The organism is Pallidibacillus thermolactis, assembly GCF_025660415.1.
Classification (GTDB): domain Bacteria; phylum Bacillota; class Bacilli; order Bacillales; family Caldibacillaceae; genus Pallidibacillus; species Pallidibacillus thermolactis.
The window spans coordinates 1-18,249 of sequence record NZ_JAOUSE010000057.1 but is presented as its reverse complement, the minus strand read 5'-3'; the positions used below and the strand labels follow the sequence as shown (position 1 = coordinate 18,249).

Sequence of the window (18,249 nt, the reverse complement as noted above, 5' to 3'; positions counted from 1 at the left end):
ATATGTTTTAATTTTAGTAGAACTAGTATTGGTTTTTGAGTAAATTGCTGTAGGATTTTTTAATGCTATCCCTTTTTTGTCTTCTTGTTTATCGAATATAAGATCAACATCTGAATGATGAATGTAACCAACTTGTGCCTTGCCATTAATATAAACAGTTGCTACATACCAGTTGTTTGAAAAAGTTTTAAATCTTAATATTTCTCCAGTTGAATATGTTTTAATTTTAGTAGAACTAGTATTGGTTTTTGAGTAAATTGCTGTAGGATTTTTTAATGCTATCCCTTTTTTGTCTTCTTGTTTATCGAATATAAGATCAACATCTGAATGATGAATATAACCTATTTGTGCCACACCATTAATATAAAATGTTGCTTCATACCAGTTGTCTGAAAAAGTTTTAAATTTTAATATTTCCCCAGTTGAATATGTTTTAATTATAGAAGAATTTAAATTTGCTTTTGAGTATATCACTGTAGGATTTTTTAGTGCTATCCCTTTTTTGTCTTCTTGATTACCGTAGGAATTTTCTACATCAGATTTTGAAATATAACCAGTACGTGCTATACCATCAACATAAACTGTAGCAACATACCACTCTGAAGAGTACGATTTGTAACTTAAAATTGAGCCTTTTTCATAGGACTTCCAGTATCCTAAATCTGTAGATGCATGTTTGTAGATATATGTTTTGTCTTTTAATGCTATTCCTTTATAGTCTAATTGATTACTAGTATCTACAGTTTCAACATGAGATTTATTAATATACCCAGTTTGGGCTGCTCCATTCACCACAACTGTAGCAACATACCATTCTGATGAGAAAGTTTTGAACTTCAGTATAGTACCTTTACTATAAGATTTTAAAGTATTGGATGATGTAGAAGCTTTCATAAAAACTTTTGTAGGATTATTTAACGCAATTCCTTGTAAGTTTTTTTGATTTGAAGTATCTACAGTTTCGACGTGATTTTTATGAATATATCCCTTTTTAGAAGTCCCATTTAAATATACTGTAGCCTCATACCAGTCGTCTGAATAGGATTGAAAAGATAATATAGTTCCCTCTTCATAAGATTTTAATGGTGTAGAATTTAAATTTGTTTCTGAATAAACATAAGTAGGGTTTTTTAAAGCAATACCTTGATATACTATAGAAGATTGAGTAATTTTAGCTTCTATCGATTTATCTCTTTCAACATACTCTACTTCATTTAGTTTGTTAGAACTTTCCTCTTCTGTTGCCTCAGAAATTTCATCAATTGTATTTTTGCTGTTATTTAATTCATCTTTATTTTGTTCAACTTCATTTTCAAGTGGAAATTCTTCAACTTGTTTTACATTGGTATTGTTTATATCGGTTATAGAAGAATTCTCTTTTATTTCCTCATTTAAAGTATCTTCACTATTCTCACTTTCTTCGTTATCCTCTTTTCCAAGCTCATCCCCATTTTCTTCAATTTTTTCTCTAGTTTTATTTTCTTTACTATTTCCAAATTCTCCTTCAGTGAGAACATTTGATTCTTCTGTATGTATTTCGTTAGTTGAATTTATAATATTATTTTCGTTAGTAGAGGCAAAAACTGATATACTAGTAAGTTGTATTGTAAGTATTGCTGATAATGTAAAGATAGCTAACTTTTTTACTATTTCTATCACTCCTTCTATTATTTTTATTAAATAAATTAGTCTAATGAGGCTACTAAATTGTATTATCTCAGAAAATCTTTTTAATGTTAAGCGAAAAATAGTAATATTAGCCTAAATTTTAAGCTGTCTAGTCTTCAAATACTATTTACTGGATGAGTTTGTAATCATTCTTTAGTTAGAATTTAATTGTAACTGTCGTTTAAGTATATTAGAATATTATAAGGATTAAGTCATGAAATTGCTCGTTTCAAACATGTATTAATTTTTAAATGGATTATAACTTATATATGTATAAAAATAACGCTAACTTTTAAATTATAACTAGACGGTTTTGGATTATCAAATTCAATTAATTATTAGATTATTGATTTTAGAAAGAGGTAAATAATATGGTACGTGATAAAGAGTTTGGGACATCGTTAGAACAAAAATTAAAAGCTAGATATGGGAGTATTAAAAGTAAACAATATCTCTTTTCAATAATAATCCCTATTTATAATGTTGAGGATTATTTAGAAGAAACGATTGAAAGTATAATAAATCAAACTTTAAATTTTGAAAAACATGTTCAGGTGATTTTAGTAAATGATGGAAGTCCTGATAATAGTGAAGAAATTTGCTTACATTATCAGAAAAAATATCCATCAAATATTTTATATGTAAAAAAAGAAAATGGTGGCGTAAGTAGTGCTCGGAATAAAGGGATCGAGTATGCTACTGGGGAAATTGTCAACTTTTTAGATTCAGACGATATTCTTGCGAAAGATGCCTTAGAAAAAGTATATGAGTATTATTCAAAGCATAAAGAAGAAATTGATGTTGTATGCTTACCGATATTCTATTTTGAAGCAAGAAAAGGACAACATATGCTAAATGCAAAATTTGCTAAAACACAAATTATAGATATTGAAGAAACACCTTCCAAAATTCAATTGCATGTTAGTAGTGCATTTATTTCTAACGAACAGGTTCAACAACATAGATTCGATGAGTCTCTTAAATATGGTGAAGATGCAAAGTTCGTTACTGAAATTATTCTTAAAAAAGGTAAATATGGTGTCCTTTCAAATGCAAAATATTATTATAGGATTCGAAAAAGTGGTTCGTCGGCTATTCAAACAAGTCATAGCTCTGAAGCTTGGTATAATGCAAGTGTGATTAATTTTTCAAAAGCATTAATTGATATGTCATTAAATAAATACGGTTATGTTTCTCGTTATATACAGAACGTTGTGATGTACGATCTTCAATGGAAATTTAGAATTAAAGAAATTCCAACATCTGTTTTAAGTAAAGAACAGAAATTGGAATTTATCCAACTTATAACGCAAGTATTACAACACATAGAAGATGATGTGATTTTTGCACAAAAATATATAAAATTTCACCATAAAATTTTTGTTTTAAAACTCAAATACCTTGACTCTGGTAAGGATATACTTAACTATTTGTATTTGAAAGATAATATAAAGATCTTTTTAAACAAAAAAATGATAAATAGTTTAGACGAGCAACGTGTATACTTAAATCTCTTAGAAATAAGAGAAGATAAAATATATATAGAAGGTATGTTTGCAAGTGGATTTGAAGCATCTGATAGTGAAATAACAATACACTTCAAAGATCAAGAGATACAAACAGAAAAAGTTAGCCGTCCTCTAAGTGATATTAAAATATGGGGGATTGTAGTAAAGGAGATATATGGTTTTAGAGCAGAAATTGATTGTAAGGATCTTAATAAAGAAGAACGTATTGAGTTTGTTGTAAAAATAAACGATGTGAAAGTTAAGCTAAATTATAAATTAACGCAGAGGATACCTTTTTCTAAGAAAATTCCAAGTTTCTATGCAAAAGACAAACTAATTCTTTATCCGGGGAAAACACATATAACGGTTGTTCCAAATACATTTATGAGACGAATAAAAAAGGAATTTGGAATGACAAAAAGATTAATTAAATTAATGAAGATAAAGTCAGGTGCAAAGAAAGCACTACTGGTACGTTGGGGCTATAATCTGTTAAGTGTCTTTAAGAAAAAACCTATTTACCTATTTATGGATAGAGTAGATAAAGCAGATGATAATGCTGAAGTATTGTTTCGTTATGCAACTAAGAGAAAAGATGGAATAAAAAAATACTTCGTTATTTCTGAAAAAAGTTCTGATTTTAACAGAATGAAAAAATATGGTAAAGTTGTACCTTATGGAAGTTATCGACACAAATTATTATTGTTGTTGAGTGATAAATTAATTTCTTCACATGCAGATGAAGTTATAATAAATCCATTTTACTCAACTAAAATGTATTATAAAGATCTAATGACTTTTGATTATATTTTTCTTCAACATGGAGTTACACAAAATGATTTATCTGGCTGGTTAAATAAATATCAAAAAAACATCAAACTATTTATAACATCCGCATTTGAAGAATATGAATCCATTATAAACGGAGCATATGGTTATAGTGATAAAGAAGTAATTTTGTCTGGTATGCCTCGACACGATCGTTTAGTTAATGAATCAAAGAAACAGATTCTAATTATGCCGACTTGGAGAATGAGCCTTGCGTCAAAGCTTGATAAGAACTTAAGAAGGGTATATAACGAAGATTTTGTCCATACAGATTATTTTAAAATGTATAACGGATTAATTAATGATGAACGTTTACTTATGAAATTAAAAGAAACAGGATATAAAATGAAATTTGTTATTCACCCTGCTTTGAAGGAACAATATGTTGATTTTACTCAGAATGAATATGTAGAAATTCTGAATCCTGACAACATTACCTACTATAAACTATTTAATGAATCTAGTTTAATGGTAACCGATTATTCTTCGGTCAGCTTTGATTTTGCATATTTGAGAAAGCCGATTTTATATTTCCATTTTGATCAGGAAGAGTTTTATCGCAACCATTTTACGAAAGGGTATTTTGATTATGAAGAAAAGGGATTTGGCCCTGTAATCAAAAATTTCAATGATATGGTTGGAGAATTAATAAAAGCGATTGAAAACGATTGTCAATTAGATGATTTATATCGTGAAAGAATTGATTCTTTCTTTGCTTATTCTGATAAAAATAATTCTCAAAGGGTTTATGATGAAATATTAAAATTAGATAAAAAATTTTAATCAAAGTAGATACTTTATTAGAAGGGATAAAAGATGAAGCAACTTATTAATGTTCAAAATTCCAAATTGAAAACTGTATCTTCTTCTAAATTAAAGATTCGTCAAGCTAATCATTATCTGGTGTTTTCAGGAAACTTTGCTGACGAGGATTGTAAAGTAGAACAATTGTATTTAATATCAAATAATCATCGTGTGTTAATACCTATTGTAACGAATCTTAATAAAAGTGGATTCTTTTTTAAAGTTCCTTTAAAAAAGATCATGGATAATTTATTGAATAATAATGAACAAATATATACATGGTATTTTAAGGTGAAAACACAGTCTGGAAGTATAAATATAAAGGATAGCTTAAAGGATCAAATTATTTATTTGACTAAAAATAATGTTGCTGAATTTTTTATCCCTTGTGGATATTTTGATCAGGTTGATATCCAAGGTTTGTCGTTTTACTATCAAGATCATCACTATATTATAAATTATATTTCCGATAATGGTTTTTTATCTGTAGCACTTGATTCAGAACCAGAAAGAAAAATTAAAATACAAATAGATAAAGTAAAAACTAAAAAGAATATATTTAAAATAGAGGGGAAGATTAAATCTGGTCCATCATTTATAAAAAAAGGTGTTGTTTTTCTACGGGGAAGAGAAACAGATGCTGAATTAACTGTAGGTACTATTGATTTTATTCAAATCAACCCCCAAGTAAAAAATGGATTTCCTATAAATAGCTATCAATACAAAATTGATATAAATTTCACTGATTTACAAAATAAGTTAGAAGAAGAAGTTTATGATGTATTATTACGATTGGAATTACATGATAAACTAGAGGTAATGACAATAAGAGTAGGTAGGCCAACAACTCGTGCAAGAATATTTTTGAAAGAGTTATATGTTAAAAATAATCAAGGTGCCTTAGTAATTAACCCTTATTATACATTTAAAATGTCAAATTTATCTTTGGAAATTTATAAGTTCGACCTAGACCATTTTAATTATTTAAGAAGACTCATGAGATGGTCTTGGCTAATTCAACTAATAAACAAAAGAAAAAATATTTGGATTGTAGGTGAAAGGGTTTATAAAGCCCAGGATACTGGCTACGCGTTTTTTAAATTTATGAGAACAAACTATCCTGATATGCCAGTGTATTATGTAATGAATCCAACATCATCAGAATATGAAAATGTAGAGAAATATGATAATGTATTAAATTTTAAGTCGAAAGAACATATAAAAAAAACTTTAATCGCTAAGAAGGTTATTTCCTCCCATCATCCCGATTACTTATATCCTATAAGAACAGAACGTTTTAAGAATAAAGTTAAGGCTGATCGAATTTTTCTACAACACGGGATTATGGGGACTAAAAACATGGTTGCAAACTATGGTAAAAAGTCATCTTCTGGATTTGAAACGGACTTTTTTATTGTAAGTTCCGACTTTGAGAAAAAAATTGTTGTTGATGATTTAGGATACAAACAAGAACAGGTGTTTGTTACAGGACTGTCTAGATTTGATACATTATTCGAAAAAGATATGGCAGTAAAACGACAAATACTGGTTATTCCAACTTGGAGGGACTGGTTAATTAGTGAGATTGAATTTCTAAACAGTGAGTACTTTGAAAGATATAAGTCACTTATTAATAATAATAAGCTTCATCAGTTAGCAAAGAAATTTAATTTTTCAATCGTCTTTTGTCTACATCCGAATATGCAAAAGTTTAGTAAATACTTTCAACAAGAGTTTGTTAAAATTATATTCCAGGGTCAAGTAAATGTACAACACCTAATTAAAGAAAGTATATTGATGATTACAGATTATTCGAGTGTTGGCTTTGATTTTAGCTTTTTGAACAAACCGGTTATATATTATCAATTCGATCGTAAACGATTCTTAGGAGGAAAACTTTCACATCTAGATCTAGATAAAGACTTACCAGGAGAGATATGTTTTGAAGAATTAGAGCTATTAAATAAGGTGGAAGAGTATGCAGAAAAAGGTTTTGTAATGAAACATGAATATAAATTACGTTCTCAAAAGTTTTTAAAATACAGAGATCAATCAGCTTGTGAAAGAATATATCAAGTGATAAAAAATAATAAGTCGAAAAGAAAATTATTTGTTAACTCAAAGTTGTTAATCATTTTAAAACATGTAATTAGTAAATGGAGATAATTACCTTTTTGCTGTATAGTAATTTTATGTATAATGAATAATTAACAATTTTTATATGTAAAGTTAAGAAAGGATAAAACAATGAAGTCAACAATCATTGTAATAAAAGAACAACTCAAATATTTCCACTTAATTAAAAGACTATCCCTATATGAATTAAAAAGTAAGAACAAAAGTAATTATTTAGGGATGGCTTGGGAAGTAATAAATCCTTCAATACAAATACTTATTTATTGGTTTGTTTTTGGAACAATTATCCAACGGGAGAATATTGAGGTTATTCCTGGTGTAAATGTCCCATTTATCGCGTGGCTTTTAGCGGGTTTTATACTATGGACTTTTTTCTACCAAGCAACAATAAAAGGATCAAAATCAATATATTCTAGATTGGGAATGCTATCGAAAATGAATTTCCCAATGAGTGTAATTCCTAATTTCATTATATTTGCAGAATTTTATGTGCATTTGTTAATGATATTAGTTTCAGTTCTAATTCTGAATTTTATGGGGTTTTTTATTAATATTTATTACTTACAACTTATATATTTTATTTTTGCTAGTTTTTGCTTGATCTTTGGTTTATCGTTAATCACTTCTACATTATCAACGATTATAAGAGATGTTCATATGTTTCTTAACGCAGTTTTAAAAATGTTTCTTTATTTAACACCGGTACTGTGGCCGATAAAATCATTGTTTGCTGATAATCCAACAATACTTACTATTATGCAGTTAAACCCACTTTTTTATTTAATAGAAGGCTATAGATCAGCGTTTTTTGGAACAGGATGGTACTTTATAGAAAACTGGGAGTATACGTTATACTTCTGGTTATTAGTTACGTTGTTATTTTTAATTGGTTCAACATTACATGTAAAATTTAGAAGAAATTTTATTGATTACTTATAAAGGTTTGTGAGAACAATGGAAAAGGCAATAATAGCAAAAAATATAACAAAAAAGTATAAACTATATAAAAACAATAAAGAAAGAATTTTGGATTTAATCTCACCGAAAAGCTATGGAGAAGATTTTTATGCGTTAGCTGATGTGAGTTTTGAAGCTGAAAAAGGGGATGTTATTGGTTTTTTAGGTATTAATGGTTCAGGTAAATCAACACTATCTAATATTGTTGCAGGGATCGTACCACAAACTTCTGGTTCAGTTGAGATAAATGGACAAGCATCTTTAATTGCTGTTTCGGCCGGTTTAAAGAAGGAATTAACCGGTCGTGAAAATATTGAATTAAAATGCTTGATGCTTGGATTTTCTGAAAAAGAAATTAAAGAAATGGAACCAGATATTATCGAGTTTTCTGAACTTGGTAAGTTTATTGATCAACCGGTAAAATCATATTCAAGTGGAATGAAGTCAAGGCTTGGATTTGCAATAAGTGTTACTGTAAATCCAGACATTCTGATTATTGACGAAGCTTTGTCAGTGGGTGATAAAGCATTTGCTGAAAAATCATTAGCAAAAATGCTTGAATTTAAAGAAATGGGAAAAACAATGATTTTTGTAAGTCATTCAATCGGACAAGTAAAACAATTTTGTGATAAAGTCTTATGGTTGGAATTTGGAATGGTCAAGGAATTTGGTGAGGTAAATAAAGTAGTACCACGTTATGAAAAATTTATAAATAATTGGAAAAAGAAAAGTAAACTAGAAAAGGATGCTTATAGGAAAGAAGCTTATGAAAGGCAGAAAAGTATCCTAAAATTCCCTGTTTAATAAATGTTTTTCAGAAAGAGTATAGTGTTTTTTCCTCTCCTTCTTTTTATAAACGCCATTAAAATTTTAAGTAATTTATATTTGTTATACTGTGATATAAGTATTTTGACTGTTTATAAATAAATTTAGACTTAATATTTTCAATTGAAATATTAAAACATATTTTAACTATAAATAATATTAAAAAAGAGGGATAATAATGTCTATATTAGTAACTGGTGGTGCTGGATATATTGGCAGTCATGCCGCAGTGGAACTTCTTGATAGTAATTATGATATTGTTATTGTTGATAATTTATCTAATAGTAAAATGGAAGCCATTAAGCGAGTTAAAGAATTAACAGGTAAAAGTTTTCCGTTTTATGAGATCGATTTACTTGATTATGAAGCATTAAAAAAAGTTTTCGAAAACCATTCCATTGATGCTGTGATTCATTTTGCTGGATTAAAAGCGGTAGGTGAATCCGTAAAAATACCATTAACCTACTATCACAATAATATAACAGGGACATTAAATCTGTGTAATATTATGAAAGAATTTAATGTAAAAAAATTAGTATTTAGTTCTTCGGCAACTGTGTACGGTAACCCTGAAAAAGTACCTATTAGTGAATCCGCTCCTTTATCAGCTACTAATCCTTATGGTCGAACCAAGTTAATGATTGAAGAAATACTAAGAGACCTTTATAATTCTGATAATTCATGGAGAATAGCACTTTTAAGGTATTTTAACCCTATTGGTGCTCATAAGAGTGGAAGAATTGGAGAAAGTCCAAATGGGATTCCAAATAACTTAATGCCTTACATATCACAAGTTGCTGTAAAAAAACGTGAAAAATTATTTGTATTTGGTAATGATTATAATACTCATGATGGGACAGGTGTTCGCGACTATATCCATGTCGTAGATTTAGTCAAAGGACATATTAAAGCACTTGAATATTTAAATAATAACACAGGTATTGAGGCATTTAATCTTGGTACTGGAACAGGATATAGTGTATTAGACCTTGTCAAAACTTTTAGTGAGGTTAATAGCGTAGATATTCCATATGAAATTACGGAGCGAAGACCAGGAGATGTAGCCATATGTTATGCGAATCCTGAAAAGGCCGAAAGAATGTTGAAATGGAAAGCTGAATATGATTTACGTAAGATGTGTGAGGATACTTGGAGATGGCAACTACAAAATCCTAATGGATTTGACATTTATAAATAATAAATTTTTATATAAGCAGGTAAACCCTTTATTACATGTTGGTTTTCCTGCTTTTTTTAATAAAAAACAAAATCATTTAGATTTAAAAATTTACAACTGCTTATTACCAGTTGTTAACATTAAAAGAATTAAATTTCACTTTAATATAAATAGTAATGTGTTATAATTTAGAAAGATTAACATTAAGTAAATAAGCGCTTATCATAGAATTAAAATTTTTTACAGTAAATTTGAAATTGCATGATACACACTAATGATTGTAGAGGTGAGTAAAATATGAAAAAAATACTAACCTATGGAACTTTCGATTTATTACATTATGGACATATCAATTTATTAAAGAGAGCGAAAGAAATGGGAGATTATTTAATTGTCGGATTATCTTCTGACGAATTTAATACATTAAAAAATAAAAAATCATATTATAGCTACGAACATCGTAAAATGATGTTAGAAGCAATTCGTTACGTTGATAAAGTGATTCCAGAAAATACTTGGGATCAAAAGATAGAAGATGTAAAAAAATATGATATTGACGTTTTTGTCATGGGTGATGATTGGCAAGGTAAGTTTGATTTCTTAAAAGAATATTGTGAAGTAGTTTATTTACCTCGTACAATCGATATTTCAACAACAAAAGTGAAAAAGGAATTGTTAAATGTCAACAATGGCTAGAGAATTCATCATTTCATTATATTTATTGATGTATAAATTGCTTTTTAACTTTTTTAAATTATTTCCAATAAAAAACAAAATTGTGTTTGTTGCCAGTTTCAAAGATAATAATCTATATATATATCGTAAATTAAATGATAAACAATTTCCTGGTGAAGTTGTTTTTCTTTGTAAAGAGAGCTGTTTTCATAGTATTAAGGAAAAGACTTCGGTTCCAGTATACGTAATTGAATCTGGAAATTTTGTACATGAACTAAAAGCGGCCTATCACTTGATGACTGCAAAAACGATTATTGTGGATAATTATTATGGTTTCTTGTCCGTTGCAAAATTTAAAAAAGGTGTCGAATGTATTCAAATTTGGCATGCTGCCGGTGCAATAAAAAATTTTGGTTTACTAGATCCAACAGTAGAACAGCGCCCTAAACGAGCACAAAAGCGAATTAAAAAAGTTTATCAAAATTTTCATAAAGTCGTTGTTGGATCGGATGTTTTTGCAGACATTTTTAAAAAAGCTTTCAATGTGAAAGAAGAACAACTTTTACGATTTGGTTATCCAAGAACCGACTTTTTCTATAATCAAACAGCACAGGAAAAGAAAAGAGAACAGTTTTATCAAAAATATCCACAGTTTAAAAATAAAAAGATCATTCTCTATGCACCGACATATAGGCCGAATCCAGAAGATAATCAATTGAAATTGGATATAGATCAACTTTATAAAAGCTTGAAAGATGAGTATGTCTTATTTATTCGTTTACATCCATCTGTAAGCATTTCGGAAATTAACTATTTTGTGTATCAAGATTTTGTTTTTGATTTTTCAAATAAAGCATCAATAAATGACTTAATCGTTGTTTCTGATCTGTTAATTACAGATTATTCTTCCATTCCATTCGAGTATGCTATTTTGGAAAAACCGATGATCTTTTATCCTTATGATTTAGAAAAATATCAAGAAAATCCAGGCATATGGGCAAAATATGAAGATATTGTGCCTGGCCCTGTTGCGTTTTTAACAAAGGATATTCTACGATATATCAAATCCAATGATTTTGATTATGAAAAATATCGAGCATTTAAAGAAAAGTGGAATAAATATTCCAAAGGTTTTTCTTCAGAAAATATGGTTCATTATCTGTTAAAAAGACACAACATGGAATAATAACAAGATAAAGGTTGTTGTTTATGAAAAATTTGTGGTTAAAATTTAAAAGACTATCAATGACAAAAAAAGTGTATAAACTTTTATTTATCATGATCGGATTGTTACCAGCTCGTAAACATACCATTGTATTTGAAAGCTTTTTAGGAAAACAATTCAGTGATAATCCAAGAGCCATTTATGAATATATGAAGGAACATTATCCAGAGTATAAACTATACTGGAGTGTTGACCCTCGTTTTATTGATAATTTTAAAGATAAAGGGGTCAACATTGTTCCGAGATTATCCATTAAATGGTTATTGATCATGGCTTCAGCCAAATACTGGGTTTCGAATAGCCGTATGCCGCTATGGATACCAAAGCCGAAACATACAGTTTATTTACAAACGTGGCATGGGACACCGCTTAAGAAACTGGCAGCTGATATGGATGATGTGTTTATGCCAGGTACAAATATTGAAAATTATAAACGAAACTTTTTGAAAGAATCGGCAAATTGGGATTATTTAATCTCGCCGAATCCATATTCAACGAAAATTTTTCGGCGTGCCTTCGCCTTTAAAAAAGAAATGATTGAATCTGGTTATCCGAGAAATGATTTTTTATATAATGCAAACAATGAGAAGGATATTCTTGCCTTAAAGAAAAAGTATCAGATACCTACGGATAAAAAAGTTATTTTATATGCACCGACTTGGCGAGATGACCAATATTTTGAAAAAGGGAAATATAAATTTGATCTAAAACTAGATCTAAAACAAATGCAGGAACAATTAGGTGATCAATATATTGTACTGTTAAGGTTGCACTATTTAATAGCAAATCATATTGATGTATCTGAATATAAAGGGTTTGCCTTTGATTTTTCTCATCATGAAGACATCCGTGAATTGTATATGGTTTCGGATTTATTAATTACCGATTATTCTTCTGTATTCTTTGATTATGCGAACTTAAAGCGACCGATGATTTTCTTTGTTTATGATATTGAAGATTATCGTGATCGCTTGCGGGGCTTCTATTTTGATTTTGAAGAAAAAGCTCCCGGCCCTTTAGTTAAGACAACTGAAGAAGTAATTGAAGAAATTAATAAATTAGAGAAGAATAAACGTTTACCTAGGAACTTTGATGAATTTTATGAAACGTTTTGCTCTTGGGAGGATGGGAATGCGACAAAGCGTGTTGTTGAAACGGTATGGGGGAAATAGACTGAGACTAGGAAATAGTTTCAGTCTATTTTCGTTTTTAAAGATTTTGTTAAGAACTGACAGAGTGTTTATAATCCTTAGTGTAAACATGCTATAATGAAACCGTATGTACCCGTGTAAGAATAGTACGATATGAAAGGCGGGCAACGATGAATCAAAAAATTAAAGTTATGACAATCTTTGGAACGAGGCCGGAAGCGATTAAAATGGCGCCTCTTGTTCTTGAGTTAAAAAAACATGAAGATGAAATTGAATCTATTGTGGCAGTGACAGCACAACATCGGGAAATGCTTGATCAAGTGTTAACGGTGTTTGGTATACAACCTGATTATGATTTGAATATAATGAAAGAACGGCAAACGTTAAAAGATATTACGATTCGTGCTTTAGACGGTCTTGATCGAATTATGAAAGAAGTAAAGCCTGATTTAGTTCTTGTCCATGGGGATACATCAACTACTTTTGTTGCAAGTCTTGCTGCCTACTATAACCAGATATCTGTTGGCCATGTTGAGGCAGGATTACGGACACGAAATAAATATTCTCCATATCCTGAAGAGATGAACCGACAGTTGACCGGGGTACTCGCAGATCTTCATTTTGCTCCGACAAATCAAGCGAAGGAAAATCTTTTAAAGGAAAATAAAGACCCAGCTGGCATTTTCGTAACGGGGAATACTGCCATTGATGCGTTAAAAACAACTGTTTCTACTGACTATCGTCACCCTGTATTAGAAAAAGTCGGTCAAGATAAGATGATTCTCTTAACAGCACATCGAAGGGAAAATCTCGGTGAACCGATGCGTCATATGTTTCGTGCAATCAAACGTTTGATTAAAGAATTTCCTGGTTTTCAAGTTGTGTATCCAGTACATTTAAATCCTGTTGTAAGGGAGATAGCCAATGAAATCTTAGGGGAAAATTCGAAGATTCACTTAATTGAACCCCTAGAAGTCATCGATTTTCACAACTTTTTATCTCGTGCATACATCATATTAACAGATTCTGGTGGTATTCAAGAAGAAGCTCCATCATTAGGTGTACCTGTTCTTGTTTTACGTAATACAACGGAACGTCCGGAAGGAATTGAAGCAGGGACATTGAAATTGGCAGGAACAGATGAAGAGATCATTTATCAATTAGGAAAAGAATTAATTGTGAATTTAGATGAGTATAACCGCATGGCTCAAGCTTCAAATCCTTATGGTGATGGAAAAGCCTCACAGAGAATTGTGGAGATGATACTTTATTATTTTGGAAAAAGAAACAGCAAACCTGCATCATTTGGAGAATAAACGTTAACTTACTGTTTTCCCTAAAATTAGAAACAAACGACATATCTGACAAAATTAATCCATTTTTCCCTGAAAAGTGTGCTATAATTTTTAGGTAAAAAGTACTATATAAAAGATTTAATTAAGGAGCGGAATTATAAATGAAGATAGCAGTAGCGGGTACAGGATATGTCGGTTTATCAAATGCGGTGTTACTATCGCAACATAATGAGGTCATTGCCATTGACATTATCCAAGAGAAAGTTGACATGATTAATAAACGAAAATCCCCCATTGTTGATCATGAAATTGAAGAATTCTTAGCCACGAAGGAATTGAATCTAAAAGCGACAACCAGTTATGAAGAGGCATATAAAGATGCAGAAATTGTCATTATTGCAACGCCGACAAATTATGATCCAGAAACAAACTATTTTAATACATCTTCAGTAGAAGATGTTATTGAAAAAGTGTTAATATATAATCAAGATGCACTAATGATTATTAAATCGACGATACCAGTTGGATATACAAAACGAGTAAGAGAAAAATATAAAACAGACAATATTATATTTTCACCGGAGTTTTTACGAGAAGGAAAAGCATTGTACGATAATTTATATCCTTCTAGAATAATCGTTGGTGAACAATCTGAACGGGCAGAAAAGTTTGCTCATTTATTAATAGAAGGTGCAGTAAAAAAAGATGTTCCGGTGTTATATACGAATTCAACGGAAGCTGAAGCCATAAAATTATTTGCAAACACATATTTAGCATTACGTGTCTCTTTCTTTAATGAATTAGATACATTTGCAGAAGTTAGGGGATTGGATACAAAACAAATTATTGAAGGGGTTGGATTAGATCCACGAATTGGGATGCACTATAATAACCCATCTTTTGGCTACGGAGGGTATTGTTTACCGAAAGATACAAAACAACTTTTAGCCAACTATAAAGATGTTCCGAATAATATCATGCAAGCCGTTGTGGATGCAAATGCTACACGAAAACAACATATAGCTAAAATGATTTTGAAACGTAGTCCCAAAATTGTGGGTGTTTATCGGTTAACGATGAAAACCAATTCCGATAATTTTCGTGATTCAGCAATTCTAGGTGTAATAAAAAATATTAAAGCAGAAGGTGTAGAAGTCATTATTTACGAGCCGACCTTAGGGGAAGAGACATTCTATAATTCTAGGGTAGTAAATGACTTTGAGGAGTTTGTACAACAAGCAGATATCATTGTGGCTAACCGTATGTCTGATGAACTTAAATTTTATAAAGAAAAGGTATATACTAGAGACATATACAGTAGAGATTAAATTTAATCATTTCATGGAAAATGTTTGCCCGAAAATATTTAATTTTCGGGCAAACGAGTGTATCGATATTCAAAGTTTTTCAGACTTTTAAGTTTCTATGAATATTGGCCTCGAATTGTAGCTTATTAAAAACAAAATACCGTTCCTCAATTTTTATTTTACATCTTATTCGTTCCTTTTTTCCTTAAAAATTCCCGAACTTAAATTTGTATGAGAATTTGATATTTATGAAAGGACGTTAAAAGTGAAGTTTTTCTATGAACTGAATTTTATTAGAGGTTTTGCATGTCTTATGGTTGTAATGGTACATGTCACTGCAAGCTTTTATTATTTCGATGAGAAACAATTCAATTGGTTAACCATGTTTTTGAATCAAGTATCCCGTTTTGGAACCCCATTATTTGCGGTAATTGCTGGATTTCTTTTATTTAACCAGTCTTTTAAAGGCAGATTTAAAGTGAAACGGTTTGTGGTATCAAGGACGAAAAAAATATTAATTCCTTTTGCTATTTGGAGCTTTGTATATTTATATTACAAAAGCTATGTCTTCCCCTGGCAAGAAAATGGTGTAAAGTATGCTGATTTCTTTCAATTATTTCTATTAGGGGATGCGCAATATCATCTGTATTTTCTCATTGTCGTATTACAGTTTTATGTTTTGTTTCTAATACTACAATTTGTTAAAACGAATCAAATGCTAATATTTCTAACCATTGTTAGCTTCTTTGTCAATTACTTCTTTATAAGAAAACCTTTTGATTTTGGTAATGAAATGCTCAATACCATTTTACAAGATCGTTCATCGTTGTTTTTCTGGATATTTTACTTTTTTCTTGGTGGTTTATTTGCTATGAACTGGGAGAAAATTTCCCAATGGGTAAGAGAAAACATTATATTAACCATGTTCATTGGTTTCACGATTATTTTATTTGCTATTTATGAATATCATGCTTTTACACAATACAGTTCCACAAGGGTTGCTAATCTTTTATATATACCATTGTTCTTTCTTTTCTTAACTGCCATGTATTACTTGTTAGGAAAATTTGCCAAACTTCGAGAGGGGCTTATAAAAATAGGAAATCTATCAATGGGAATCTATTTAGTACACCCTTTAATCCTTTTGTTATTAGAGGAGCATTTTCCCTTTCTATTTGATAGAACGAGATGGATAATATTAGCGTATTTTATTACTGTCTTGCTTTCTATTCTTCTTGTGAAACTAATACAATTACTGCCTTTTAGTTCGTTCATTGTAACAGTAGCTGGTGATAACAAAAGAAAAAGAATAGATAAAAAGGAACTGGGGCAAGCTAGCTAAATTGAAGAATATTAATAAAAGGCACGCAGAAACTAGATAAGTTTCTGCGTGCCTTTGTTTGGATTATCGAAATTTCCAATACGGGAAATAACTCCCTAATAAGCTGTTGTTAAACTTGAACTATTCCAATTTAACTCTAAATGTTCTCGTAAAATCCGTTTCGTTTCTTCTAAAGCAACTTCATCAAGTTTATAGTAATAAGTCCTTCCTGGTTGATAATCGTATCCTTCTAATGTTAATGATTCAATATTCAATCCACTTCCATTAACTGCATATGAAATGAGACCGAAAATTTCATTTGGTCGTAGGTTTGTTTTTAGATTATCCCCGATGGATTCGATGATTTCGCCCGCCTTTAAAACAGCATCAACAGACATGGCTTTATCGAAAACGGCTTTAATTACTTGTTGCTGGCGTTTTCCTCTCTCAATATCATTATCGTATTTTCTTGTCCGGGCAAAAGCTAGAGCCTCTTCTCCGTTTAATTTCTGTCTTCCTGGTAGCAAATGAATAGCATTAGCTTCGTCCTTTGAATTTTGCTCATATATTTCAAACGGTACATCTATCGTAATTCCACCTAAGGCATCAATAATGTCGATAAAAGCTTCGAAATTTAAAGTGACATAATAATCAACGGGAACTTCTAATAAGTGTTCGACTGTTTCAATTGTGGCATTTAAACCCGCTTTTGTTGCATACGCCGAATTAATTTTTGTTTCTTTTTCTAAGTAAGGGATATAAACGAGTGAATCCCTTGGAATACTTAATAATTTTATACTGTTTTCTTTTTTATTAAGCGTTGCATAGATTAACGTATCTGAGCGTGGGTTACCTAAGTCTTCCCTTGTTTCACTCGAATCTGCACCAACAATTAAAATAGAAATATTATCTTTTGTTGGATCAACATACGCATCACGCAAAGCAGACTTTTCTCGTCCGTCAGCTTCGTAAGAGTCAGCCAACATATTGGTCGTTTTTAAATATAAGTAACTTCCATATGAAATAAAGGCAAGAAAACCCATGAATAATATAAATATGACAACTTTTCCTCGTCTTCTTAATCTTCTCTTTTTGCGAACTTTTCTACTATTTTGACGTGTATATGCCATTTTATTAATAAAATTCTCCTTTTTAAATCTAGTCCTGATTAATGAACAAACCTACCAAGATTTTATCAAAAATGTTCCCGTTGATAAAGCAAGAATTCATCAAGTTCAAATATTTCCAATAAAAAAAGGGGCTGTCCGAAAAGTCAATTTTTAATTGACCTTCGGTCTAGCCCTTTTGCTATTTAATGGTACAAAAAAATCGTCCTTTTTTGTAGAATGAAATGTAGAGACAACATTCAACA

The 18,249-nt window shown here is 30.2% G+C and carries 11 protein-coding genes and 2 pseudogenes; 11 read left to right on the top strand and 2 right to left on the bottom strand.

Going from position 1 to position 18,249, the window contains the following annotated elements; genetic code table 11:
• A pseudogene (locus tag OEV82_RS13805) lies at window positions 1-1,659 on the bottom strand (hypothetical protein); the annotation flags it as partial.
• Between the two features lie 380 nt (window positions 1,660-2,039).
• On the opposite strand from OEV82_RS13805, the gene OEV82_RS13800 reads away from it, so the two are divergent.
• The 11 genes and pseudogenes from OEV82_RS13800 to OEV82_RS13750 all read left to right on the top strand — a co-directional run bounded on the left by OEV82_RS13800 (window position 2,040) and on the right by OEV82_RS13750 (window position 16,898).
• On the top strand, window positions 2,040-4,787 hold the full coding sequence (locus OEV82_RS13800) for a bifunctional glycosyltransferase/CDP-glycerol:glycerophosphate glycerophosphotransferase (RefSeq protein ID WP_263062210.1): 2,748 nt from the start codon (window positions 2,040-2,042) through the stop codon (window positions 4,785-4,787).
• A 33-nt stretch (window positions 4,788-4,820) separates the two neighbouring features.
• A complete protein-coding gene (locus OEV82_RS13795; protein ID WP_263062209.1) occupies window positions 4,821-6,974 on the top strand; it encodes a CDP-glycerol glycerophosphotransferase family protein in 2,154 nt (717 codons plus the stop codon).
• An 81-nt stretch (window positions 6,975-7,055) separates the two neighbouring features.
• On the top strand, window positions 7,056-7,883 hold the full coding sequence (locus OEV82_RS13790) for an ABC transporter permease (protein ID WP_263062208.1): 828 nt from the start codon (window positions 7,056-7,058) through the stop codon (window positions 7,881-7,883).
• 15 nt (window positions 7,884-7,898) lie between these two features.
• Entirely contained in the window at window positions 7,899-8,705 is an 807-nt protein-coding gene (gene tagH / locus OEV82_RS13785; protein ID WP_263062207.1) for a teichoic acids export ABC transporter ATP-binding subunit TagH, read from the top strand.
• Between the two features lie 199 nt (window positions 8,706-8,904).
• Entirely contained in the window at window positions 8,905-9,924 is a 1,020-nt protein-coding gene (gene galE / locus OEV82_RS13780) for a UDP-glucose 4-epimerase GalE (protein WP_263062206.1), read from the top strand.
• Window positions 9,925-10,200: 276 nt separating this feature from the next.
• Window positions 10,201-10,599, top strand: coding sequence for a glycerol-3-phosphate cytidylyltransferase (tagD, locus tag OEV82_RS13775; protein WP_263062205.1), 399 nt, complete (start codon window positions 10,201-10,203; stop codon window positions 10,597-10,599).
• Complete coding sequence (locus tag OEV82_RS13770; protein WP_263062204.1) at window positions 10,583-11,764, top strand: CDP-glycerol glycerophosphotransferase family protein; 1,182 nt, start codon at window positions 10,583-10,585, stop codon at window positions 11,762-11,764. Before tagD ends, OEV82_RS13770 begins: the two co-directional genes overlap by 17 nt.
• Window positions 11,765-11,790: 26 nt before the next feature.
• Window positions 11,791-12,975: pseudogene (locus tag OEV82_RS13765) on the top strand (CDP-glycerol glycerophosphotransferase family protein); the annotation flags it as partial.
• A gap of 149 nt (window positions 12,976-13,124) precedes the next feature.
• Complete coding sequence (gene wecB / locus OEV82_RS13760; protein ID WP_263062202.1) at window positions 13,125-14,270, top strand: non-hydrolyzing UDP-N-acetylglucosamine 2-epimerase; 1,146 nt, start codon at window positions 13,125-13,127, stop codon at window positions 14,268-14,270.
• A 140-nt stretch (window positions 14,271-14,410) separates the two neighbouring features.
• On the top strand, window positions 14,411-15,577 hold the full coding sequence (locus OEV82_RS13755) for a nucleotide sugar dehydrogenase (protein WP_263062201.1): 1,167 nt from the start codon (window positions 14,411-14,413) through the stop codon (window positions 15,575-15,577).
• A gap of 244 nt (window positions 15,578-15,821) precedes the next feature.
• A complete protein-coding gene (locus OEV82_RS13750; RefSeq protein WP_263062200.1) occupies window positions 15,822-16,898 on the top strand; it encodes an acyltransferase in 1,077 nt (358 codons plus the stop codon).
• A gap of 95 nt (window positions 16,899-16,993) precedes the next feature.
• Here the strand turns inward: OEV82_RS13750 and OEV82_RS13745 are convergent, their stop codons facing one another.
• Window positions 16,994-18,007: an LCP family protein gene (locus OEV82_RS13745; protein ID WP_263062199.1), complete on the bottom strand. Its 1,014-nt coding sequence runs from the start codon at window positions 18,005-18,007 to the stop codon at window positions 16,994-16,996.
• Window positions 18,008-18,249 lie beyond the last annotated feature (242 nt).

Coding starts and splice junctions, on each gene's coding strand:
- OEV82_RS13770 (WP_263062204.1), top strand. CDS start 10,583: ATGTCAACAATGGCTAGAGAATTCATCATTTCATTATATTTATTGATG.
- tagH (WP_263062207.1), top strand. CDS start 7,899: ATGGAAAAGGCAATAATAGCAAAAAATATAACAAAAAAGTATAAACTA.
- wecB (WP_263062202.1), top strand. CDS start 13,125: ATGAATCAAAAAATTAAAGTTATGACAATCTTTGGAACGAGGCCGGAA.
- OEV82_RS13800 (WP_263062210.1), top strand. CDS start 2,040: ATGGTACGTGATAAAGAGTTTGGGACATCGTTAGAACAAAAATTAAAA.
- tagD (WP_263062205.1), top strand. CDS start 10,201: ATGAAAAAAATACTAACCTATGGAACTTTCGATTTATTACATTATGGA.
- galE (WP_263062206.1), top strand. CDS start 8,905: ATGTCTATATTAGTAACTGGTGGTGCTGGATATATTGGCAGTCATGCC.
- OEV82_RS13755 (WP_263062201.1), top strand. CDS start 14,411: ATGAAGATAGCAGTAGCGGGTACAGGATATGTCGGTTTATCAAATGCG.
- OEV82_RS13790 (WP_263062208.1), top strand. CDS start 7,056: ATGAAGTCAACAATCATTGTAATAAAAGAACAACTCAAATATTTCCAC.
- OEV82_RS13795 (WP_263062209.1), top strand. CDS start 4,821: ATGAAGCAACTTATTAATGTTCAAAATTCCAAATTGAAAACTGTATCT.
- OEV82_RS13745 (WP_263062199.1), bottom strand. CDS start 18,007: ATGGCATATACACGTCAAAATAGTAGAAAAGTTCGCAAAAAGAGAAGA.